Raw genomic sequence first — 22,407 nt, 5'->3', positions numbered from 1 at the left:
TACTTATGGAACATCGATCTTATTCTCAATCGTAAAACAAGGAAATGCTATGCACTGCCCGTATTGTAATGCATCAGAGACAAAGGTTATTGACTCACGTCTCGCTGCAGAAGGTGCACAAGTACGTCGCCGCCGTTCATGTAATAGCTGCCAAGAGCGTTTTACGACTTTTGAGATGGTAGAAGTCGTTATGCCTAGAATTATCAAATCAAGCAATAAAATTGAGCCTTATGACAACGAAAAGCTGCGCCGTTCTATTTTACTGCCGTTGCAAAAGCGCCCGATCACTATCGACGAGCAAGAGGCGATGATCAGTCGCATCGAAAAACGTGTCAGACAGATGGGTGAGCGTGAAATCAGCAGTAAAGTATTGGGCGAAATTATCATGAGTGAGCTAAAATCATTGGACGATGTTGCTTATGTACGCTTTGCTAGTGTTTACCGCGACTTCCAAGATATTGATGCGTTCCATCAAGAAATTGCCAATATCCGTCCAAACGATAAATAAGCTCGCAGCTTATCGGCACATAGTTTCCTAATCACTCATTGTTTCTTAATTACTATTAATCATTCATTAAGTCTACTGCTATGCCAACCGAAAACCACGCTCAAGATATGCAAGATCGTTACTTCATGATGCTTGCTATCGAACAAGCCAAACGCGGTTTATATACCACCAGACCCAACCCAGCGGTCGGCTGTGTGATTGTCCAAAAAGAAGAAATAGTCGGTCAAGGATTTCATCCCAAAGCTGGTGAGCCACACGCTGAGGTATTTGCGCTCAAAGAAGCAGGCGCGCGCGCAGTAGGTGCAACTGCTTATGTGACATTAGAACCATGTAGTCATACAGGTCGTACGCCACCATGTGCGCTTGCACTGGTTGCAGCCAGTGTGCAGCGCGTTGTAATCGCAGGTCTAGATCCGAACCCGCAGGTCGCAGGCCGCGGTGTAAAGCTGCTGGAGCAAGCAGGTATTGACGTGAAAATTGGTGTGCTAACAGAGCAGGCAGAGACGTTGAATCGTGGGTTTTTGAAAGCCATGCGTACACAGATGCCTTACGTCAGACTAAAGATAGCAACCAGTTTAGATGGTCGTACAGCTATGGCTTCTGGTGAATCTAAATGGATTACCTCAGCTGCTGCTCGCGAAGATGTGCAAAAACTAAGAGCAATAAGTGGCGCGATTATCACAGGTAGTGAAACAGTAATAATGGACGATCCAAAACTCAATGTACGCTCAACACAGTTAGGCGTATCAGCTGATGAGATACCAAGACCTAAAGTAATTGTACTTGATAGGCGTCAGCGTTTAGCACACAGCCTGCAGTCTGATTATCAATTGTGTCGCCATACAGACACAATTTATTGGCATACAGATAATCTTACAGGGTTACTCGCGGAGCTAGTAAGTAAGTATCAATGTTATGACATCTTAGTGGAGGCGGGTGCTAGCGTTGCCGGTAGTTTTTTGAGTCAACAGCTTGTAGACGAATTAATTGTTTATCAAGCCCCTTGTCTACTCGGTGATCAAGCAAGGCCGATGGTTAACTTTAACCCTATTTCACTGGCACAGCAGTTACGCTTTGATATTCAGAGCCACGAGCAGCTCGGTTCTGACCTCAAGTTAACCTTGTTACCTTTGTAAACTGCCTATTTTCCGTCTTGCGCTTTATAAGTTTCTTATTGTGTGCATTATATGTGGATAAGTAAGCTAGAATATGTTGGGTTTCACATGAAACTGTGTATAACTCTGTTTCACATGAAACGTAAAATACGAATTTTTATATTAAAAAAAATTAATACTTTATAAAACAATAACTTGGCATAAACGCTATTACTGTTTATGCTAAAAAATGAATTTAGAAAAGTTGTGGATAACTCTATAATTCTCAAGTTTTTTTGGTGAATGACCGTTGATTTACTATTACTTATCCACAATCTATCTTATGAACGTCTACATTGAGTATATAACTCACCATACACATAGATCTGATCGAACAATACTGATGTTTTGGTATACCACAAAATATCGCTGCTAAAGACAATACAATAATGAGATGAGGGTAATATGTTTACTGGAATTATAGAAAGCGTTGGTAAAGTTAAATCCATGCAGCCCACAGGTGGCGATATACGCTTGACCGTAGAGTCTGATGATTTGGATTTTGGTGATGTGAAGTTAGGCGATTCTATTGCGTCAAATGGTATTTGCTTGACTGTGGTAGAGTTCGGTAGCAACTACTATGCTGTCGATGTCTCACGTGAAACTATTGCTCGTACAGCGCTAGAAGAGTTGAAAGCAGGCCATATAGTTAACCTAGAGAAAGCAATGCTGCCAACGACTCGTTTTGGTGGTCATATCGTTGCTGGTCACGTAGATGGGGTGGGTGTTGTTAGTAAGCTGCAACAAGATGCGCGTTCTATCTATATTGAAATTGAAATACCACAAGAGCTGGCGCACTATACAGCGACTAAAGGGTCTATTACAGTAGATGGTATTAGCCTGACTACCAATCTTGTACGTGACAACATCGTTTGTTTAAACATTATTCCGCATACGGCTCAAGTGACCAATATCGCTAAGCATTGGTTGGTTGGTAATAAGGTTAATATTGAAGTGGATATCGTTGCACGTTATTTAGAGCGTTTATTAAATAAGTCGCAACCTAGTGGCATGAATACGTCAAACCCTCAAAGCCAAATTACGGAAGGTTTTTTGGCAGATAATGGTTTTATGAAATAACGTTTAGGTCCTTAATCTGCCACCATCTCAGTCTCTTTATCAAATAACTCACTCTTCCAATATTGCTTTAATTTAGTGATATTGAAAGAGTGTTTTTTATTTATTCCTTAGGGTATAAAGCTCTGCAAAACAGTCTCTAGCTCTTTCTTACTGATTGGCTTAGCTAAAAACTCATCCATACCGACTTGCATACAGGCCTCGCGATCCTCTTCTGTGTTGTTTGCAGTTAATGCCACGATAGGTATATTATCCCCTTGTGCGCGGATTGCTTGGGTGGCTTCTAGTCCATCCATGACAGGCATGCGGCAGTCCATTAAGATCAGCGAAATCTCTTTGCGTTGGGTTTGCAGTACATCCAGCGCTTGCTGTCCATCCTCTGCCACGATACTGCGATAGCCAATCTTACTCAGCATCTTGCAAGCTATCTTTTGATTGGTTGGGCTGTCTTCTACCACTAAAACAAGCGGCTGTATTTCTTGTTCAGCGCTATCTGAGGTATTTATCTGACTGACATTGTTTTTGACGTTTTTTACCTGCGTCAATGTTTGCCTGACTGGTAACGTCAGACGCATCAGCTCAGATAGTAACAGCGCACTGTCTAGAGGTTTTGCTAAGAAACCATCACATTGATCGAGCAGCACAGACGGTATACGGCGCTCAGGCTTCATGCTGAACAATATCTTAGGGAGTATGGTATTAGCAAGTAGGCTGTCTAGCGCTTGTCGTCTATCGATGCTAGGGGCTATCTTAGGGCTATTGCTTAGTATGGCTGTTGCCGATTCAGTTTGTGCCTGTTTCAACTGCTGCGGATAGGTGTCCAGACTATCAGAATTAGAGTTACTGCCCACTACTATGGTACTGGTATCATAGTACTCGTAGTCCAGTAACAGCAAAGGTGCTAGGGTTTGCTTATCCTGTTTGAGTCGGTCTGTCAGCTGCTCTATAGTCGCTAGGTCCACAGAGGTATAAATCGTTGTCGATATAGACAAGTGGTCACACAGTTGCTGTAAGTGTGCTGCAACAAGTGGTTGATGGACAACTGCAATAAGATAAATCTGACTCAAATGCTGACTATGATGATATACCGGCTGATAACTTGGGCGTCTACAAGGTAGATAAAGGTTAAATATGCTGCCTTCGTTGACCGTACTTGTCAGTTCAATAAATCCGCCTAATAACCGTGCAAAACTATTGACGTTTTTTAGACCAAGCCCTGTGTCGATTACATTTTTCTCTATCTCGTTATTATCCTGACCGCGGGGTTTATTGAAGTATGCCAATAGCTGTTGCTGTTTTGCAGAGGAGATACCGATACCAGTATCTTGCACGCTAAACTGTATCCAGCAATCAACTTCATTTGTGACTATGTTTTTACTAATAAGACGTAATGTCTCTCTACTGGCCTCTGACATTTGCTCCTGAGTTATCGGGTTGATAGTCAGCGCGACGTGACCAGAAGGGGTAAATTTCACAGCATTGTGCAATAAGTTAAGCAAGATCTGCCGGAGACGAATATCGTCAGTAGCGATAGAGCGTGGAGCATCTGGCGAAAAGAAGTATATTAACTCAATCCCTTTGTACCGCGCATCATTTAAGATTAGGTCGTTAACTTCTTGACCCAGTTTATATACATCGACAGGCTCAACACTGAGACGAGTCTTCCTTGCCTCGATATTTCCTATATGTAGAGTATCATTCAGCGCTGTTAGCATATCTTGGCTGGTGGTAATCAAAATATCTAACGTTTTATTTTGCCTAGCATCTAACGTGTTGGGGTCGATTGGCTCAAGGGTATCGATCATAGCCTCTAGCGGTATGCGTAGCTTGTGACCGATGGCAAATTTAAGCGTATTAAACTCATCAAGCTTACGCTGTAGTTGTGTGTTTTGCTGCTGCAATTGTTCGTTTTGGCTAATGAGTTCATGGATATTATTTATAATGACAGTAAAACCATGAACCTGTCCATGTTCACCAAACCACGGTGTAATATGTAATTGGTAGGTTTGCTTATTTTCTATACTGTAAGCTGTCAGAATGCGTGTAACTCGTAAGTTGGCTAAAGTCTGTAATAGTTGCTGGGTCGATTCATCCTTACCTACAAAAAAATCAGTAAGCTCATGCCTGCCACTATTTTGGGAAGATGGCGAAAATATTTGCTCAAAGCGTTGATTGTAAAAGCTAATCTGACCATGACGTACACTCATCAGCATGGGCAGCGGTGCTTGATCAACCAAGCGCTCCAAACGATGTTTTAGTGTTTTGACGCGTCGATAGTCATTATGAAGCTGATAGCTGACACGGCTCAGCGCATTACCTAAAAGCAAAAATTCAGTGGTAGATTTTTTTTGTGAGAAGGGCGGCGGTGTGTAGGCTTCTTTTGCCCGGCTGCTCAAGTTGTCGGTATAAACCAGTAGTTGTTCCCAGTTGGTTCGACGATTGAGCATGTAAAGCATAGCCATAAAAAATAGTATGATTGCGACCATCAAAGGCAACCAATAACGATAAGACGTCCAGTCAATCGTAAAAGGCTCATGCCGCAAAATAACATAGACCTGATGGCCACTTTTGAGGTTTATAGTTCCTGTGAGCTCGCTACTGCCAACCCTATACGCACTCTGCTGACTATTATCAGAGGCAGTTGCACTGATAGCAGGGAATGTTACGTTAGCAAACGCTGATTCGTTAGGACGAGTCCTACGATAGATATAGGTTTGCCCAGATGGCATCATTAAAATAAGCTGATAACTGACATGGTGAAGGGTAGGTTGATCTAAAATAGTTTCTATATCTTCATCAATAGGGTCAGCATGCTCAATGATACTGTGCTGTAATGAGTAAAAAGTATCTATGCTATGTTGTTCGCTATGTTGTCTTATCCCATCGAACATTGTGACGTAATACAGCAGTAGCATTACTAACAGAGTCAATGCATAAAAAATCAATAAGCGCTGTAAGGACTGAAACTGTTGCATAAGAGCATGGCCCTATATCGACACAAAGAAATATAGTGAAATCATAGTAATTTTTTAATAATTAATCTTCTCAAAAACTTGGTACTGACTTGATACTGAATCCCTGTAGCTATTATTTATAACAGAATAATGGGTCACTGTTTGTAGCACGTCACGATTGGTACGTTTTTATGTTACGCATAAAGACGATAAATAGAATGTTTATCAATAAAATACTTATCGTTTTTATATTATAAAGGTAAACAGTATCAAGGGTTCTACAGGTTTTGTCACTAGCACGGTCATGGCACTACGTCGCAAACTCACCTATAATGAGCGAATTAACTTTATATAATGCATGATTATGACTAACACTGCTGCCACTGCTGCCACTGCTGCCACTGCTGCCACTGCTGCCACTGCTGCCACTGCTGCCACTTCTGCTCCATCTGATTCGTCTTTTAACCATGATAACTCATCTGTCCAGCGATTAAGGGTGGTATTTGCAGGGACGCCTGAGTTTGCTGCGGTGAGTCTAGAGGCGTTGATACGTCAGCAAGAAGCACTCAATATAGATATTGTCGCGGTATACACTCAGCCTGATCGCAAAGCGGGACGTGGTCAGAAACTATCAGCATCTGCTGTGAAAGAAGTGGCATTAGCCAATAATATCACGGTAGAGCAGCCAGTTACTTTTAAGAAATCGAGCACAGAAGGAGTGGATGCTCGTCAAATACTGCGTACGTATCAGCCAGATCTTATGATTGTTGCTGCTTATGGTTTGATTTTACCTATTGGCGTCTTAAACACGCCTACTCATGGCTGCTTGAACATTCATGCCTCGTTATTACCACGCTGGCGCGGTGCTGCTCCTATCCATCGTGCGCTTTTGGCAGGCGATGATGAGACAGGTATCACCATTATGCAGATGGACAAAGGGCTAGATACGGGTGATATGATTTACAAGATTAGCGCCAGTATCGCGCCGGATGATACTGCTGCCAGCCTACATGATAAGATGGCCACTCTTGGTGCGACCGCGATCACTACGGTGCTTGGTGATTTGTCACAGTATCAAGCGAACGCCGTTCCCCAAGATGATAGTCAAGCAAACTATGCGGAAAAGCTGATCAAAGCCGAAGGTGAAATTGACTGGACACAACCAGCTGCTACCATTGAGCGTCAAATTCGTGGATTGACCCCGTGGCCAGGTGCATACACTTTCTTAGAAGGCCAACGCGTCAAAATACTGACGGCACTACCCATTAACACCACACAAACATCAGATAAGTCTGCAGGTACGGTTGTAAGTGTCGGGCGCAAAGCAATTTTGGTCGCTTGCGGCAAAGAGGTAGAGACGTCAAACAACAATACCGCTCATGACATACAGCTGAGTAATACACTGGCCATAACTAAGTTGCAGTTCGCTGGTGGTAAGCCGATGACGGCGGAGCAACTTTGTCATGGCAACCAGTTAAACGATGGTGATAAATTCACAGTAGAATCAAAATAGTTTCACTACACTCCCTTTTACTTGCACAAGACGCGATCGATACGACGTCAAGGAAATACAACTCAATGAGACAAACCAGCACTGGCTCTAGAAACAATGCATCTAGAAACAACAAGCTAAAACCGTCAAGCAATCTGATTATGAACGGTAGCGTACGCGTACGTGTGATTCGTACCTTATTGGCTATCCAAAATGGTCAGTCGCTCTCAAGCGTGCTTGATCCGTTATTAAACAGCTTGCACGATGGTGATAAAGGTTTTGCGCATGCGTTATTGCTGACAACACTACGTCAATGGCATGCTCTGGCACGATTGCTTGATACGCTAGCTGACAACCCTATAGATGAGGTCGAAGTTCGTACCACAATTCAGGTGGGTTTAGCACAATTGTTGTATTTAGAAGTGGCAGATCATGCTGCGATCCACGAGACAGTAGAGTCGGCAAAGGAGATTGAATTTGCGCATGCGACAGGTTTGATCAATGCTATCTTGCGTAAAGTTGCTAAGAATCCGAGTAAATTCCGTAAGAAGTGCGATAAAAAACACAGCTTGCCCAACTGGCTTGCCTATCAGCTTAAGCAAGATTGGAGTGAGCAGTACGATGAGCTGACCCAAGGCTTACGCCAAGCGGCGCCAATGTTTTTGCGAGTCAACTCGGCAGTTACTTCAGTAGAGGATTATCAACAGTCGCTGTGTGGTGCAGAAATTGATGCCGATATCGTTGAGCTTACCAGTGGTTTACAATTAACTGGTTCATCAGAGGCAGCGACAACGACGACGTTGTCGACCAAAGGCTTAAGACTGCATCAGACTACCGCTGTCAATGCTTTGCCTCATTTTGCTGAAGGCATTGCTAGCGTGCAAGACATGCATGCTCAGCTTGCGGCACCTATTGTCAACAAAGCGTTAATGGCGAAGCTCAGCGCTGAAAAGTCTGATACGGAAAATACCAATAACGAGATACATATTCTAGATGCCTGCGCTGCGCCCGGTGGCAAGCTTGCACATTGGTTAGAGCTACTCAGCTCAAACGACTCTCCATCGTTGTTTCACGTGAAACAAGACGATGCAGAAGCAATTTCGCCCGTGTCCAAAATCAAGCTAACGGCTATCGATAATGAAGCACCGCGCATCGAACGTATTTATGACAATTTACAGCGTCTTAATTTGAAGCAGCAGGATTTAGAACAAGCTGAGAGAAATATCGCCCTTAACGTTGTCTGTGCTGATGCCACCAGATGGCAGCACGGCAAAAATAAAAAAGCCGCGACCAATGAGCCGGTATTTGATGCGATATTATTGGACTCTCCTTGTACCGCGACGGGCGTGATTCGCCGCCATCCTGATATCAGTATTTTGCGTACTGAAGAAGACATCGAACAAACGGTCCTGCTGCAAGCTGATATATTGCATAACCTATGGCCACAGCTCAAAGCGGGCGGTTATCTGTTGTACGTTACGTGCTCTATCTTAAAGCAAGAAAACGTGCTGCAAATGCAAGACTTCATCAGCTATCACAACGATGTATCAGTGATTGAGTTTACTGAGGATTGTAATTGGGGTATTGCCCAAGAGATTGGTCGCCAGTGCTTGCCAATTGATAGCGAGAGTGGCGATGGTTTTTATTATGCGTTATTGCAAAAGACTGCTGAATAAACCGTTTTTAACTATTGAATAACATTATTGTAGACAGGACGATCTAATGAAATATATCAGTACTCGTGGTCAGACAGCACCGATGGATTTTAGTGATGTGCTATTAATGGGTCTTGCGCCAGACGGTGGTTTGATGCTGCCTGAGCATTACCCAACGATTGATAGCGCTGTACTTGATGAATGGCGCACGCTCAGCTATCCACAGCTTGCGATGGCGATTATGCAGCGCTTTGCCACTGATATTCCCGCGGTTGATTTGCAGGACATTATCGAGCGTACTTATAAGGCCGATGTGTTTGGCTCCGATGATATTGTCCCTGTCCGCAAGCTCGAAGACAACTTATACATTTTAGGATTATCAAACGGCCCAACGCTGGCATTTAAAGACGTTGCTATGCAGTTCTTGGGCAATGCCTTCGAGTATGTCCTCAAAAGAAAAGAGGCACGTATCACTATCATTGGGGCAACCAGCGGCGATACGGGCAGTGCGGCAGAATACGCTCTGCGTGGTAAAGAAAACGTCGAAGTCTTTATGCTATCACCGCATGGCAAAATGAGTGAGTTTCAGCGGGCGCAAATGTATAGCTTGACCGACGATAATATTCATAATATCGCGATCGATGGTATGTTTGATGACTGTCAGGATATCGTGAAAGCGCTACAGCAAGATGCTGACTTCAAAGCTCAGTATGACTTGGGCACGGTCAACTCTATCAACTGGGGACGCATCCTCGCGCAGATCGTTTATTACTTTAAAGCGTATTTTGCGGTGACGACGAGTAACGACGAAAAAGTCAGTTTTAGCGTGCCATCAGGCAACTTTGGCAACATCTGCGCCGGTCACATCGCACGTGAAATGGGTCTGCCTGTGGAGCGTTTGATAGTAGCCACCAATGAAAACGATGTGCTCAATGACTTCTTTAATCAAGGCGCTTATCAGCCGCGTCCCACTGACAAAACTTATGTTACCTCGAGTCCATCAATGGATATCTCAAAAGCTTCGAATTTCGAGCGCTTTGTTTATTTGTTGCTGGATAAAGACAGCGCGCGCGTCCACGAGTTATTTGACGGCGTAAAATCAGGACAAGGCTTTGACTTGTCTGATTTGATGGAAGCGGTCAATACGCGTTATGGTTTTGCTGCTGGCAAATCAACCCACAGCGATCGCTTAAACACAATCAAAGCACTATATGAGCAGCATGGTGAGCTTGTCGATCCACATACGGCTGACGGCATCAAGGTCGCTAAAGAGCTACAACGTGCGGGTGAAATCATTATCTGTGCAGAGACCGCATTGCCTGTCAAGTTTGCTGACACTATCATCGAAGCAGTGGGTCAAATCGGCATCGAGCGCCCAGCTCACACGGAAGGTTTAGAGAGCCTACCGCAGCATGTTGTGGTTCTAGAAAATAGTGCTGATCTGGTCGCTGAACAAATTCGTCAGCATGTGGCCCCAAACCCAGCTTAAACAACAAGATAGTTTAAGCCTATCTTCAAGGAATCAATAGGGCGGTCCAAAGGTTACACTATTGTAATAAAGTGTTTATGATTGTGTTATGGTATAGATAATTGTAGTATTAGAAACAGCGTCGGCAAGTCATCATTATGCTAGATGCTTTTTTAGGAATCGTTCCAGCCAATTATACTGAACAGCCGCCCTATAGTTGTCATGACTGAACTGCTTGTAGATTGCTGATATTAAATGATTTTTGCTATTTTTTTAATAAAGTAAAATATCTTTAGATCAATGGTGCTAGTGCAGTTTGTCATGATCAAAACAGTGGTACATATTGTGGATATAACCATGAAGATGAGCTTAAAAAAGACAGCAAAAGCACTGGCAAAAGGATTATTAGTTACGACATTTAGCAGTGCTATGTTGATGACTACAGCACACGCAAACAATCCACCACCTACTATCAAAGCTGATGCTCCCAACCGCTATACTGTCAAAAAAGGCGATACGTTGTGGGATATCTCAGGTCGCTACCTCGACAGTCCCTGGCGCTGGAAAGAGATCTGGGCCACCAACAAACAAATCAAAAACCCAAACCTTATTTATCCCAATGACATTCTGATCCTTTGTGTTATTCAAGGCAAAACCTTGATCGGAGTCGATACGGGTGAAGGCTGTGCAGGTATCGAAAAACAAATGATGGGTAACGTGGTTGCGAGTACAGTCACTGTTACTTCAACCGCCAATAGTGTCCCGCCTATTCCATGGTCTGCTATCCAACACTGGTTGGATAAAACCCTTATTGTAAATCCAGAAGATTTCAATACTACTCCTTATATTTTGGCGTCAAAAAACCGCAACCTCATTACTGCAAGCGGTGACAAGGTCTATGCCAAAGGTGTACCGCTTATCGTCGGTCAGCGTTATGGCGTATACCGCGAGGGTGATCTGTATGTCGATCCTAAAACTCAAGAGGTTATCGGATTAGAGGTTACACAGGTAGCGACTGGTCTTGTCACATCGACAGAAACGAATGGTATTACCAGCTTACAGCTGACCGAAAGTTATGATAAAGAAGTGCGCGAAGGCGATCGCGTGTTTGTTGAGCTTGATAATGCTATTCCACCAGTATTTTACCCAACACCTGCCAGTGTTAGCCGTGGCGGTATGATTGTACGGGTGATGGATTCCATTAGTGCTGCTGCTAAAGGTAGTGTGGTCGCTATCAACTTAGGTAGCCTACATGGTGCCAAGCCAGGCGATGTGTTGACTGTCTATCAAAAAGGTCCATTAGTACGTGACACCAAAGACAACGATATGCCTGTACGTTTGCCAAATGAGCCAAGTGGGATGGTAATGGTGTTTAACACCTTTGACCACATCAGCTATGCTTATGTACTTGATTCTGAGCTACCACTCAACGTTGGTGACCAGTTATTACCACCACCTTATCTATAAATACGAGTGATAAAACAGCCATACTAAATTTGCTTATAAGAGACAGATAAAATGACGGCAGTCACCGCTTCTTTATCCGACGATCAGCGTGCTATATTGTCGCTATGGTACGAGGTGAATGCATCATTGTCTGCCTACCACAAGCTAGTCACCTCTTATGGTAACGCGCAGCTTGCTTGGCAAGCCACAGTAGAGGCGTGGAAGCAGTTGGGTCTGCACCACACCCATCTCAAACGCCACGAGCAGCCAGATCAAACGCGCGCTAGTATCGATAAAATCCAGCAAGCACTCGTTGATAGTCGCTATAGTCTATTGTTTGCTGATCAGCCTGATTATCCCGCCCAGCTCCTACAGATTTACGACCCACCGCCCCTATTGTTTTTTCGGGGGAATAGTGCGCGTCTACATCAGGCTCAAATTGCTATTGTGGGTAGCCGCAAACCCACTGCACACGCGCAAAAAATTACCTTTGATATGGCGCAATATCTTGCGCAGTCAGGATATATTATCACTAGTGGTCTGGCGATAGGGGTGGATAAACGAGCGCACTTAGGAGCCTTGGCGCAGACAAATCAGGACTATCAAGGCCGTACTATTGGCGTGATGGGTACAGGGATTGATGTGAACTATCCCAATCATCGTGACCAGTTATTTGCACAAATTGTTGATCAAGGTGGCTGCATTATCAGTGAGCTGCTACCTCATACTCAGCCGCACAAGCATACTTTCCCGCGTCGTAATCGTCTGGTAGCTGGGCTCAGTCTAGCCACTATCGTGACCGAAGCCACAATAAAAAGTGGCTCGCTCATTACCGCCCGTCTAACTTCAGAGCAGGGCAAACAAGTCTTTGCGATTCCAAGTCATATTGATAATAGCAATGCCGAAGGCTGCCATCACTTGATACGTGAAGGCGCAACGTTGATCTATCATCCTGAGCAAGTACTAGAAGATGTGAATGCTCAGCTCGACTACGACAATCGCTCGTATAGTGCACTAAGCGCTACTACTGACCTAAGTCGCGATCAACCAGCAACCAGTCATTCTCCAAAAATGCTCTCTGAGGGCTCAGATATCGAAAAATCGCCTAGTACATTGCCTAGTAGATCGCTTAGCACAGCGAATAACCAGCAAAAGCCTTCTAATGTCAGACCTACTCGTAGCGCGCTTGTTATACCTGAGCATTTGACGCCAATCTATGAGCAGCTCGATTGGCATGGGCAGGATTTAGATGCGCTTATTGTCGCAACCAAGCTTGAGCCATCACAGCTCATCGGACAGTTGATGGAGCTTGAGCTAATGGGTATTATTAGTGTTCAGGGCGGACGGTACCTACGTGTTTAAAGTGTTACACATGTTTGCTTCTACATATAAAGAAGGCTCATCTATAATGGTAGCGCTCTGAGTTGCTCTTTTTGTTATGCTATTATGAGCATCTACCTCCATTCCAGTATGAAATATTTCAGCTATGAGCCACTCTACATCTTTTATTACTGATTCTACCGTCCAAGCTGCACAGTGGCTAAAAGAAGGACAGCTGCTCGCGTATCCAACAGAGAGCGTCTGGGGCATTGGCTGTGATCCTTATAACCAAGCGGCTGTACAGCGCATTTTAGACATTAAGCAGCGTCCACAAGCCAAAGGTATGATTGTTATCACTGACAGCGCAGCTCGCTTGACACCGTTATTGGTTGCGTTAAACGATGAGCAGCGAAAACAAGTCATTGACAGCTGGCAGATAGGCAGTGATGATAACGATGACAATAACCTACAGAACCGACAAGCCCATACTTGGTTGCTACCCATTCCTGATACTTTGTCTACAGCCATTCCTACTTGGATAACTGGTGAGCATCAGACTGTCGCGGTAAGAGTCATTGCTCATCCGACCATACGTAAACTGTGTCAACAGATGGTCAGTACCCGTAATCCGTTTGGCTTACTTGTCTCGACCAGCTGCAACCCATCAAGTCAATCACCTGCCAGTACTTTCGATGCTGCTTATGCGTATTTTGATGAGCAAATCGGCTATTTGCAGGCGGATACGTTGCATTACACGCTCCCTAGCCAAATCCGTGATGCCATGACCGGCTTAGTTATTCGTTAAAATGTAATATATCCCTTTACACAAAACTGCAATGCAATCTTCTACAATAACTCCTTTTGACTTTATCATTTATGAAGCAGAGTTCCTTATATAAATTAACTGTTCTTGTATAAAGTAACTGTTCTTGAGCGAGTGATTACGATCGTCATATCATTAAAATAGAAATATCTCTCCTGAGTACCGCCCCAACTAATCTTAATCTTATCTAATCTCATGCTTGCTTTACCAAAAGTATGTAAAAGTCATTTTGATAAACACCACAAAAAAGCAGACGATGGTTATAACCGTTTGGTGTTTATGGAATAACAAATTATTTAACGATAAGTCATAGTTGCAATGTTAGTGACAAACAGTGTTGGGTACATATAGGGAGTAGGGTATGCATGTTTTAATCAGTGGTGGTTCAGGATTTTTGGGCAGTGCGTTCAGCCGAGAGCTACTGGCACGGTATCGTAAACAAGATAAAGATGTGAGTGTGACTTGGTTGACTCGCGATAGTAGTCAGGCGCACCCCAGTGACGTCAATATGATGACTTATGATGAGCTTACGACGTGTGAGACGAGCTTTGATGTCATTTTAAATTTAGCGGGTGCTGGTATTGCCGATTCACGCTGGAGCAATGAGCGCAAAGAGCAACTGGTTGCCAGTCGTATCAAACCTACGCAATCAATACTCGACTTCATCGCCCGTATCAGCACAAAGCCCAAGCTATTAGTAAGCGGCTCAGCCATTGGTTGGTATGGTACACAAGGCGACAAACCGCTAACTGAAACTAGCGACTACAAAGAAGATTTTGCGCATGCACTGTGTCAGGAATGGGAGGATATGGCACTCAGAGCGACCGAGCATGACGTCCCTGTGGCAATCGTGCGAACAGGTGTGGTTATTCATCCCAACGGCGGTATGGTAGCCAAGTTACTGCTACCATTTAAGTTTGGTGTTGGTGGGCAACTGGGTGATGGACAACAAATCATGAGCTGGATTAGCCGAGATGATTGGGTAAGTGCGGTAATTTTTATTATCGAACAGCATCTTGCTAATACAAAAGCTGCCAAACATATCAGTAAGCCAGTTACTGATGCTATGAGTCTTAACGAACAGGCTTTAGGTGGTAATGTTTCAAACGACCGAGTTTTAAGCGACCGCACCTTAAATAACAATAGCTTAAAGACGCAAAATAATACAACGGCAGTCGTCTATAATCTTACAGCACCTGAGCCTGTGACCAATCATACCTTTACTAAGGCGCTAGGCTCGTGGTTACATCGCCCGACAGTGTTTACTTTACCAGAGTTTTTGCTCAAGCTAATGTTTGGTGAGATGTCGACATTACTCATCGATGGTCAAAAGGTGCTGCCACAAGCACTGTTGGAAGCAGGTTATTCATTTGAGCACACCACACTCAAGCAAGCACTAGAAGAGCAAAACCAGTAAATTTTTATTGTTTCATGTGAAACATAGTAAGCTATTCTATATAGCTTTATTTGCTCTGGGCATTATATATTGCAGTAAATCATGCTCAAGGATCTACCATGCGCTATGCGTTCTTTATTACTATCTTTATGCTATTGCAGCTGTTCAGTGCAGGTGCGGCGTTGAATATACAGTGGTGGCTACAACCTTGGATCACCCAAACACTGCAAACTATCGTATGGTCTGCCGTGTTTATTATCACCAATGGCTTATTAGTACTTAGTGTAAAACGAGTCTTTGCAAACAGTTATCGCTGGGTCAGTGGCTGGATGCTAATCATGCACTTCATACTATTAACCGCTTTGGTAGTAGGTTTCTTGTATGGTTGTTATTGGCTGGTAGTGTCACTAATAGGTGAGACAGGGTACGGATTAAATACACTTTCTCTTAGGCTGCGAGCACTGGCAGTAGTCGTATTTTTAGGACTGTTTATCTTTTCGCTGTACAGCGCTTATGTCCCTATCGTACGTCATCTGTCTATCAGTATTGATAAACCTCTAGCAAAACCACTACGTATCGCAGTTGCAAGTGACTTACATCTAGGGCGATTATTCGGTGTGACGGCGATAGATAGACTCACCCGTCTGATGAACAGCACACGTGCAGATATACTGCTGATGCCAGGGGATATCATGGACGATAATACAGATGCATTTGATGATTATAGTATGGAAAATAACCTAGCTGAACTGTGTGCCAACCTGCCATATGGTGTCTATGCGACGCTTGGCAACCATGATTTGTACGGTCATGAGCGACCGATTAGCGAGGCATTATATGATGCAGGTGTGCATTTATTAAATGATGACGTATTTTGTATAGAGCATGAAGGGCAGAAGGTATGGTTGGTTGGACGTTTTGATAACCACAAACGACAGCGTGTCGCGACAACTGACCTGTTAGCGAAGGTTGATACTTCACAGCCTGTGATCCTACTAGACCACAGACCGAGTGATATCGACGAGCATAGCCAGTTACCAATCGATCTGCAAGTATCAGGTCATACCCACAATGGTCAGGTGTTTCCTGCTAACTTTATTGTCAGTGCTATCAATAGACTAGGCTATGGATATGAAGCAATCGGCCAAGGACATTTTGTAGTCTCCTCCGGCTATGGGTTTTGGGGCATTCCGTTTAGATTGGGTTCACGCTCTGAGGTCTGGTTGATCAAGATGTCTGGTAATGCTGATTGATAGATGTTTCTAATTGATCAGTACCTTCGATTGACCTGTACCTTCAACATACTGATGTATTCGTACAATAGCATTTCTAAAAAGTGTCTTTGAGTGGTACCTCTAAGTAATAGCACTCTTAAATAGCGGCATCTTTAAATCACGGTACCTTTAAGCCGATACCTTTAAGCCAAATACCTTCAAAAACCACTATGCTGCCAGCTGTGATCGAGTACTGATGACATCGCGTACAAAACTACAAAACCCATTGATAATGTCTTTTGTCTCTTGCCCAAGACCTTGATGCACGCTCATAAAATGAATAAAACCATGCGGTGCACCTAAAACAGTATGAGTTTCAACGGGCACATTGTAGCCTTTCAACTGCTTTGCATAAGCAAACGCTTCATCACGCAGTACATCGAGCTCAGAGGCCACGATATAAGTCGGACACACTTTGCTGTTATCACCGAGCATGGGTGAGTTTAGTATGTGTAGGCGTGGTAGGGGACTGTCTTTTAGGCAGGCTGCATCAAACACTGCCACGTCCGCATGATCTAACAATAATCCCTCGCCGTATAACTCCCAGCTTGGATAGTCTGTTTCGATATCAGTAACAGGATACAGCGGCATTTGTGCTAATGGCTTTGGTAGACTGTCTAGTAGCTTGTACATCTTCTGACCTTGAGCGCCCAAGTCTGACCAAGCGCTTTCGGTCGGTGCAGTCAGCTGCTGTGCGATCAAAGTAGATAAACCTCCGCCTGCACTATCACCTGCAAGTACGATACGTGATGGTAACGCGCCTAGTGTATGACAGTTTTCAGCCAACCAAGCATAAGCTGTGATACAGTCTTTGAGGGCGGCTGGTGCAGGACATTCAGGGGCCAATCGATAGTCGACACTAACGACAGGCCAGCCAGTCTGTTCGCAGACTGCATGGCAGAACTCATGATGTGTATCGACATCGCCGATACAGAACCCACCGCCATGGAAAAACAACATCACTGTCTCATCAGGATTGTGGACAGCCCCTTTCTTAGAACGTTTTTTATTGACCTTCGTTTGATAGCAGCGAATGGTCATATCACCGTCATCAGCATTGGCTATCGTCTTGTCTTCCCAATTGACAGGCTTCTCGCCCTTTTTGGTAAAGGGTTTGATATTGTTCAGGATGTTGTCGCTAGCTTGCTGCCATACTCTTGGTGCCTGCATTGCCACCGCATCGGTAGTGAACCTTTCGCGAAGCTCATGCATGGGCGTCAGCTCTAAAGGCGTCTTCAGATGACTGTTTACAGCGAGGATCAAGCGTAAATGTGCATTGGCATGAAGATATTGTTTTGAGTTCGGACCTTTTAGATAGGCAATTAAGCCCTCTAGTATCGGCGTTGGCAAATAACCAAAGCCTTTCATCGCATAATGCAAAGTATGTGGTTGGTACTGTGAAACTGGATTGTAGCTGAGTACTTTTTCTCTGACGCTCAAACGCTTCTCATGTGGACTACTTTCTCTTGTTCCATTGGCTGTTTCATCATTCGATGCTAGGTGCATCGCCATCAAGGTTTTGTTAAGTAAGGTGTTGATTGATGATACTGTGGGATTAGACATAACATCTCTCATAACGGTTTGGGTGTTTACGATTACATCGAGGTACGTTTTGATGTAAGTCATAATATTTGTAGCAATAATAAGGCAGTAGTGCGTAAAGCAGGGTGTTGTTTAGTAATGGCGTGAATAGCAATAGTAAAGTGTTTTGACTAATTGACGTTTTTTTGTACGTTTTGTGAGTAAATATGGAGATTCGTTGACACAACGGAAAAATACTGTGCAACGCTGCTAAAGAGTATTTTGACTATATTTGTCGTAAATACGAAAAAATCCTGCGTTTTAGGCTTGAAATTTATACGCATCACCTTTATCAATCAGCTATTAGAGCGCATTAATAAAAACAATGAGTAAGAATCGTTAGGCATCTGATAAAGGTTCAATACAGCCAACAATTGGCTGAGTTGTTGCGTCTTGTCGTAACTATTATTGTCGTAATCATTATTATTGAAATTCCAAGGAGCTATCATGAGCGAGCAAACCCCAAATAAAGAAACGCTTGACCAGACTGTGGTACACGATAATGTTGAGCATCAAAACAGTATCTTAGAAGAAACCATGAAAGAGTTTGATCCGCAGAACAACTCAGGTGAAGAGGCGACTATCGAAAACGAAATCAACCTCGATACATTCAAAGCACGTATTGCTGAGCTAGAAGGCGAAGTAAAACAAGCCAAAGAAGGTACTGCGCGCGCTAATGCTGAAGCTTACAATGCGCAAAAGCGTGCTGAGCAAGAAGCAGATAAGAGCAAAAAATTCGCCCTGCAAAAATTCGCTAAAGAGTTACTCGACATCGTTGATAACTTAGAGCGCGCTATGGAAAATGCAAATGCAAACGATCCAGTAGCTGAAGGGGTTCAATTGACTCATAAAGCGCTGGTCGCTGTATTGACCAAAAATGGCGTAGAGACCGTCGACCCACAAGGCGAAAAATTCAACGCTGACTTCCATGAAGCCGTTGGTATTGACCCAGAAGCAGAAGCGGATACGGTTGGTACGGTCTTGCAAAAAGGTTATAGCCTAAACGGTCGTCTATTGCGTCCGGCGATGGTTCGTGTTGGTCAGTAGTATTTTTAGGGGCTAAACCCTACTAATATGAAGGTTTTTCACAAAAAACCACAGGAAAGACAGTTTTTGCGTATTTATTGCCTTGAAAAATACGACAGGCAAACCGATATATAGCAACAAGTGACCGACTACGGTCTGGATAAATAAGTATTTATAGTTAAAAACAAATTAGGAGCAATTGATTATGGGTAAAGTAATTGGTATTGATTTAGGTACAACTAACTCGTGTGTAGCAGTGATGGAAGGTGACAAAGTTAAAGTTATCGAGAATGCTGAAGGTACGCGTACCACACCATCAATCGTCGCTTATAAAGACGATGAAACGCTTGTTGGTCAGTCAGCTAAGCGTCAAGCAGTAACCAACCCAAGCAACACGTTATTTGCGATCAAACGTTTGATTGGTCGTCGTTTCGATGACAAAGTAGTGCAAAAAGATATCGGCATGGTACCTTACAAAATCGCTAAAGCAGACAACGGCGATGCATGGGTAGAAATCAACGGTAAAAAGCTTGCGCCACCACAAGTCTCTGCTGAAATCTTGAAAAAAATGAAAAAAACAGCAGAAGACTATCTTGGTGAGAGCGTAACTGAAGCGGTCGTAACTGTACCTGCTTACTTCAACGATTCACAGCGTCAAGCAACTAAAGATGCGGGTAAAATCGCTGGTCTTGATGTAAAACGTATCATCAATGAGCCAACTGCTGCGGCACTTGCTTATGGTATGGATAAGAAGCAAGGCGATAGCACGGTTGCTGTATATGATTTGGGCGGTGGTACTTTTGATATCTCAATCATCGAAATCGCAGACGTCGATGGCGAGCAGCAGTTTGAAGTACTAGCGACCAACGGTGACACTTTCCTTGGTGGTGAAGATTTTGACTCAGCATTGATTGATTTCTTAGTTGCTGAATTCAAAAAAGAGCAAGATGTGAACCTAAAAGGTGACTCTCTTGCGATGCAGCGTCTAAAAGAAGCGGCTGAAAAAGCGAAGATTGAACTATCAAGCGCGCAAAGCACTGAAGTCAACTTGCCATACATCACCGCTGATAGCAGTGGTCCTAAGCATTTGGTTGTTACTATCAGCCGCTCAAAACTTGAGAGCCTAACTGAAGACCTAGTACAGCGTACAATCGGTCCATGTAAGACTGCACTTGAAGATGCTGGTCTAAAAATTGGCGATATCGATGACGTTATCCTAGTTGGTGGTCAGACTCGTATGCCACTAGTACAGCAAAACGTACAGCAGTTCTTTGGTCAAGAGCCACGTAAAGACGTGAACCCTGATGAAGCAGTTGCAGCTGGTGCAGCGATTCAAGGTGCGGTATTGTCTGGTGATAAAACTGACGTATTGCTACTTGATGTGACACCATTGACCCTAGGTATCGAAACCATGGGCGGTGTGATGACGCCAGTTATCGAGAAAAACACCATGATTCCTACCAAGAAATCACAGGTATTCTCAACGGCCGAAGACAACCAGCCAGCAGTAACGATTCAGGTATATCAAGGTGAGCGTAAAATCGCTAACCAAAACAAAATGCTTGGTCGCTTTGACTTGACGGATATTCCACCAGCACCACGTGGCCTACCGCAAATCGAAGTGTCTTTTGACATCAACGCTGATGGTATCATGAACATCTCAGCAACCGATAAAGGTACTGGTAAAGCACAAAGCATCCAAATCAAAGCAGACTCTGGTTTGTCGGATGAAGAAGTTGAACAAATGGTTCGTGATGCAGAAGCCAACGCTGCTGAAGATGAGAAATTCGCTAACCTAGCGCAAGTTCGTAACGAAGCAGATGGCCGTATCCATGCGGTACAAAAAGCACTGAAAGAAGCAGAAGATAAAGTTACTGATGAAGAAAAATCAACAGTAGAAGCTGCGATTACTGAGCTTGAAGCGGCAGCGAAAGAAGACGATCATGACGAAATCAAAGCCAAGCTTGAAGCATTAGACAATGCCTTCTTGCCAATCAGCCAAAAAATCTACGCTGATAGCGGTGCTGGCGCAGAAGGTATGGATCCAAGCCAGTTCCAACAAGGCGCTGAAGGTGCAGCAGAAAACAACCAGGCTGATGACGACGTCGTTGATGCTGAGTTTACTGAAGTAGACGAAGACAAAAAATAATATCAACTCCAAAAACGCGTTTAGCTGCGTCAAACTCGCCTAGTCTACTTAATGTAGTACTTACGCTCGTTTTCTCGGCTACTCAAGTTTTTGAAAATGGTATAGTCGATACAAATCGACAAGCAGTTAAATTAAAAAACGCATCTTTCGAGATGCGTTTTTTTATGGCTGTTACTTTTTCTATTTATGATATGCCCTAGCTACTGCCTTGATTGCGTGCTACGCGCCTATGGCATAAAGGTGCTCACTGCCAGTACTTCATAGGTTAAATTCACAACAGGTTGCCCTGTTTCATTTTCTGCGGAGAAATGTTGCCAGTAGTCTGACTCAAATTGCTGTAGACGTGACTTTGTCCATCTAAAAGTCTGAGTATCATGGGCTGACTGTTGTGTCTGATTGGTCGATACGCCAGTGAGTTTCATGTGTTTTAAGACAGCATAGGGAGATAGAAATGGTAAATCATAGCGCTGAACCGAAAGCTCAGTATTTTTAAAACCAGCACAGTCTAATGCTGATTGCCATGCATCAATGTCTGGATAACTCAGCCCTTGACCAGTGAGCGTCTTGATTTGCAGAAAATTATTTGGCGTAAAGGTGCTAAAGACCAGCTGTCCTCCAGATTGTAGGCGCTGTGCTGATTGCGCAATAAAGCTGAGCGGATTGTCAAACCATTGCACGGCATTGGCACTGATGATTAGGCTGTGATTTGCTGCCAAATTCATTGTTTCAGCATCGCCGATGGCTATCTCAGCCGTTGGTAGTATCGACTGCAATGTCGCAGCTTGCTCAGTACATAACTCATTAATGAGCCAGTGTTGGCTATGAATATGTTCAGCAAGCAGGCGTGTCATCTGACCGGTACCTGCGCCAACTTCTAACACACTTGATTGCTTCGTATGAGCGATATTTGCGAGCAAATACTGACAGACTGCTTGTTGAATACTAGCGTGCTGATCATAGTCACTGGCACTAGCAAAGTGACGAGCGATGGTTTGTTTTCGGACACTAAAGGTATTAGGGGCGCTAAGTATTGTCATGTGCTTTATTCTATCCAAGTGAGTCACTAATCAGCTGATAGTGAGCG

The 22,407-nt window shown here is 43.8% G+C and carries 16 protein-coding genes; 13 read left to right on the top strand and 3 right to left on the bottom strand.

Features of this window, described 5'->3' with window-relative positions:
• Positions 1-49: 49 nt before the first annotated feature.
• The 3 genes from nrdR (at position 50) to AC5JPT_RS09280 (ending at position 2,742) form a co-directional block, all read left to right on the top strand.
• Positions 50-508 carry a transcriptional regulator NrdR gene (gene nrdR, locus AC5JPT_RS09290; protein ID WP_319050816.1) on the top strand — a complete coding sequence of 153 codons (459 nt, stop codon included), beginning with the start codon at positions 50-52 and terminating at the stop codon, positions 506-508.
• An 80-nt stretch (positions 509-588) separates the two neighbouring features.
• Positions 589-1,644 (top strand): bifunctional diaminohydroxyphosphoribosylaminopyrimidine deaminase/5-amino-6-(5-phosphoribosylamino)uracil reductase RibD, encoded by a 1,056-nt coding sequence (gene ribD / locus AC5JPT_RS09285; RefSeq protein ID WP_493857876.1) that lies wholly within the window; start codon positions 589-591, stop codon positions 1,642-1,644.
• 423 nt (positions 1,645-2,067) lie between these two features.
• Entirely contained in the window at positions 2,068-2,742 is a 675-nt protein-coding gene (locus AC5JPT_RS09280) for a riboflavin synthase (RefSeq protein WP_319050818.1), read from the top strand.
• 107 nt (positions 2,743-2,849) lie between these two features.
• Here AC5JPT_RS09280 and AC5JPT_RS09275 read toward each other — a convergent pair whose 3' ends face one another.
• Positions 2,850-5,714 carry a response regulator gene (locus AC5JPT_RS09275; RefSeq protein ID WP_493857875.1) on the bottom strand — a complete coding sequence of 955 codons (2,865 nt, stop codon included), beginning with the start codon at positions 5,712-5,714 and terminating at the stop codon, positions 2,850-2,852.
• 343 nt (positions 5,715-6,057) lie between these two features.
• On the opposite strand from AC5JPT_RS09275, the gene fmt reads away from it, so the two are divergent.
• From fmt to AC5JPT_RS09235, 8 genes are all read left to right on the top strand, one after another.
• Entirely contained in the window at positions 6,058-7,206 is a 1,149-nt protein-coding gene (gene fmt, locus AC5JPT_RS09270; RefSeq protein WP_493857874.1) for a methionyl-tRNA formyltransferase, read from the top strand.
• Between the two features lie 65 nt (positions 7,207-7,271).
• Positions 7,272-8,861 carry a transcription antitermination factor NusB gene (locus AC5JPT_RS09265; protein WP_493857873.1) on the top strand — a complete coding sequence of 530 codons (1,590 nt, stop codon included), beginning with the start codon at positions 7,272-7,274 and terminating at the stop codon, positions 8,859-8,861.
• Positions 8,862-8,907: 46 nt separating this feature from the next.
• On the top strand, positions 8,908-10,329 hold the full coding sequence (gene thrC / locus AC5JPT_RS09260) for a threonine synthase (protein ID WP_493857872.1): 1,422 nt from the start codon (positions 8,908-8,910) through the stop codon (positions 10,327-10,329).
• A gap of 336 nt (positions 10,330-10,665) precedes the next feature.
• Complete coding sequence (locus tag AC5JPT_RS09255; protein ID WP_493844035.1) at positions 10,666-11,775, top strand: LysM peptidoglycan-binding domain-containing protein; 1,110 nt, start codon at positions 10,666-10,668, stop codon at positions 11,773-11,775.
• A gap of 51 nt (positions 11,776-11,826) precedes the next feature.
• The gene (gene dprA, locus AC5JPT_RS09250) at positions 11,827-13,116 is read left to right on the top strand and encodes a DNA-processing protein DprA (protein ID WP_493857871.1); all 1,290 of its coding nucleotides are present in this window, start codon (positions 11,827-11,829) and stop codon (positions 13,114-13,116) included.
• Positions 13,117-13,240: 124 nt separating this feature from the next.
• Positions 13,241-13,879 (top strand): L-threonylcarbamoyladenylate synthase, encoded by a 639-nt coding sequence (locus AC5JPT_RS09245; RefSeq protein WP_493857870.1) that lies wholly within the window; start codon positions 13,241-13,243, stop codon positions 13,877-13,879.
• 379 nt (positions 13,880-14,258) lie between these two features.
• Complete coding sequence (locus AC5JPT_RS09240) at positions 14,259-15,314, top strand: TIGR01777 family oxidoreductase (protein ID WP_493857869.1); 1,056 nt, start codon at positions 14,259-14,261, stop codon at positions 15,312-15,314.
• A 98-nt stretch (positions 15,315-15,412) separates the two neighbouring features.
• Positions 15,413-16,546 carry a metallophosphoesterase gene (locus tag AC5JPT_RS09235; RefSeq protein WP_493857868.1) on the top strand — a complete coding sequence of 378 codons (1,134 nt, stop codon included), beginning with the start codon at positions 15,413-15,415 and terminating at the stop codon, positions 16,544-16,546.
• A gap of 189 nt (positions 16,547-16,735) precedes the next feature.
• Here the strand turns inward: AC5JPT_RS09235 and AC5JPT_RS09230 are convergent, their stop codons facing one another.
• Positions 16,736-18,130: an alpha/beta hydrolase gene (locus tag AC5JPT_RS09230; RefSeq protein ID WP_493857867.1), complete on the bottom strand. Its 1,395-nt coding sequence runs from the start codon at positions 18,128-18,130 to the stop codon at positions 16,736-16,738.
• A gap of 465 nt (positions 18,131-18,595) precedes the next feature.
• On the opposite strand from AC5JPT_RS09230, the gene grpE reads away from it, so the two are divergent.
• Together grpE and dnaK are read left to right on the top strand one after the other, a co-directional pair.
• Positions 18,596-19,195, top strand: a complete 600-nt coding sequence (grpE, locus tag AC5JPT_RS09225) for a nucleotide exchange factor GrpE (protein WP_493844042.1) — start codon at positions 18,596-18,598, stop codon at positions 19,193-19,195.
• A 184-nt stretch (positions 19,196-19,379) separates the two neighbouring features.
• On the top strand, positions 19,380-21,323 hold the full coding sequence (gene dnaK, locus AC5JPT_RS09220) for a molecular chaperone DnaK (RefSeq protein ID WP_493857866.1): 1,944 nt from the start codon (positions 19,380-19,382) through the stop codon (positions 21,321-21,323).
• A gap of 227 nt (positions 21,324-21,550) precedes the next feature.
• Here dnaK and AC5JPT_RS09215 read toward each other — a convergent pair whose 3' ends face one another.
• On the bottom strand, positions 21,551-22,360 hold the full coding sequence (locus AC5JPT_RS09215) for a methyltransferase domain-containing protein (RefSeq protein ID WP_493857865.1): 810 nt from the start codon (positions 22,358-22,360) through the stop codon (positions 21,551-21,553).
• Positions 22,361-22,407 lie beyond the last annotated feature (47 nt).

Source organism: Psychrobacter sp. H26 (genome assembly GCF_059073035.1).
The sequence above is the reverse complement of the archived record's forward strand: the minus strand, read 5'-3'. Positions and strand labels throughout refer to the sequence as shown.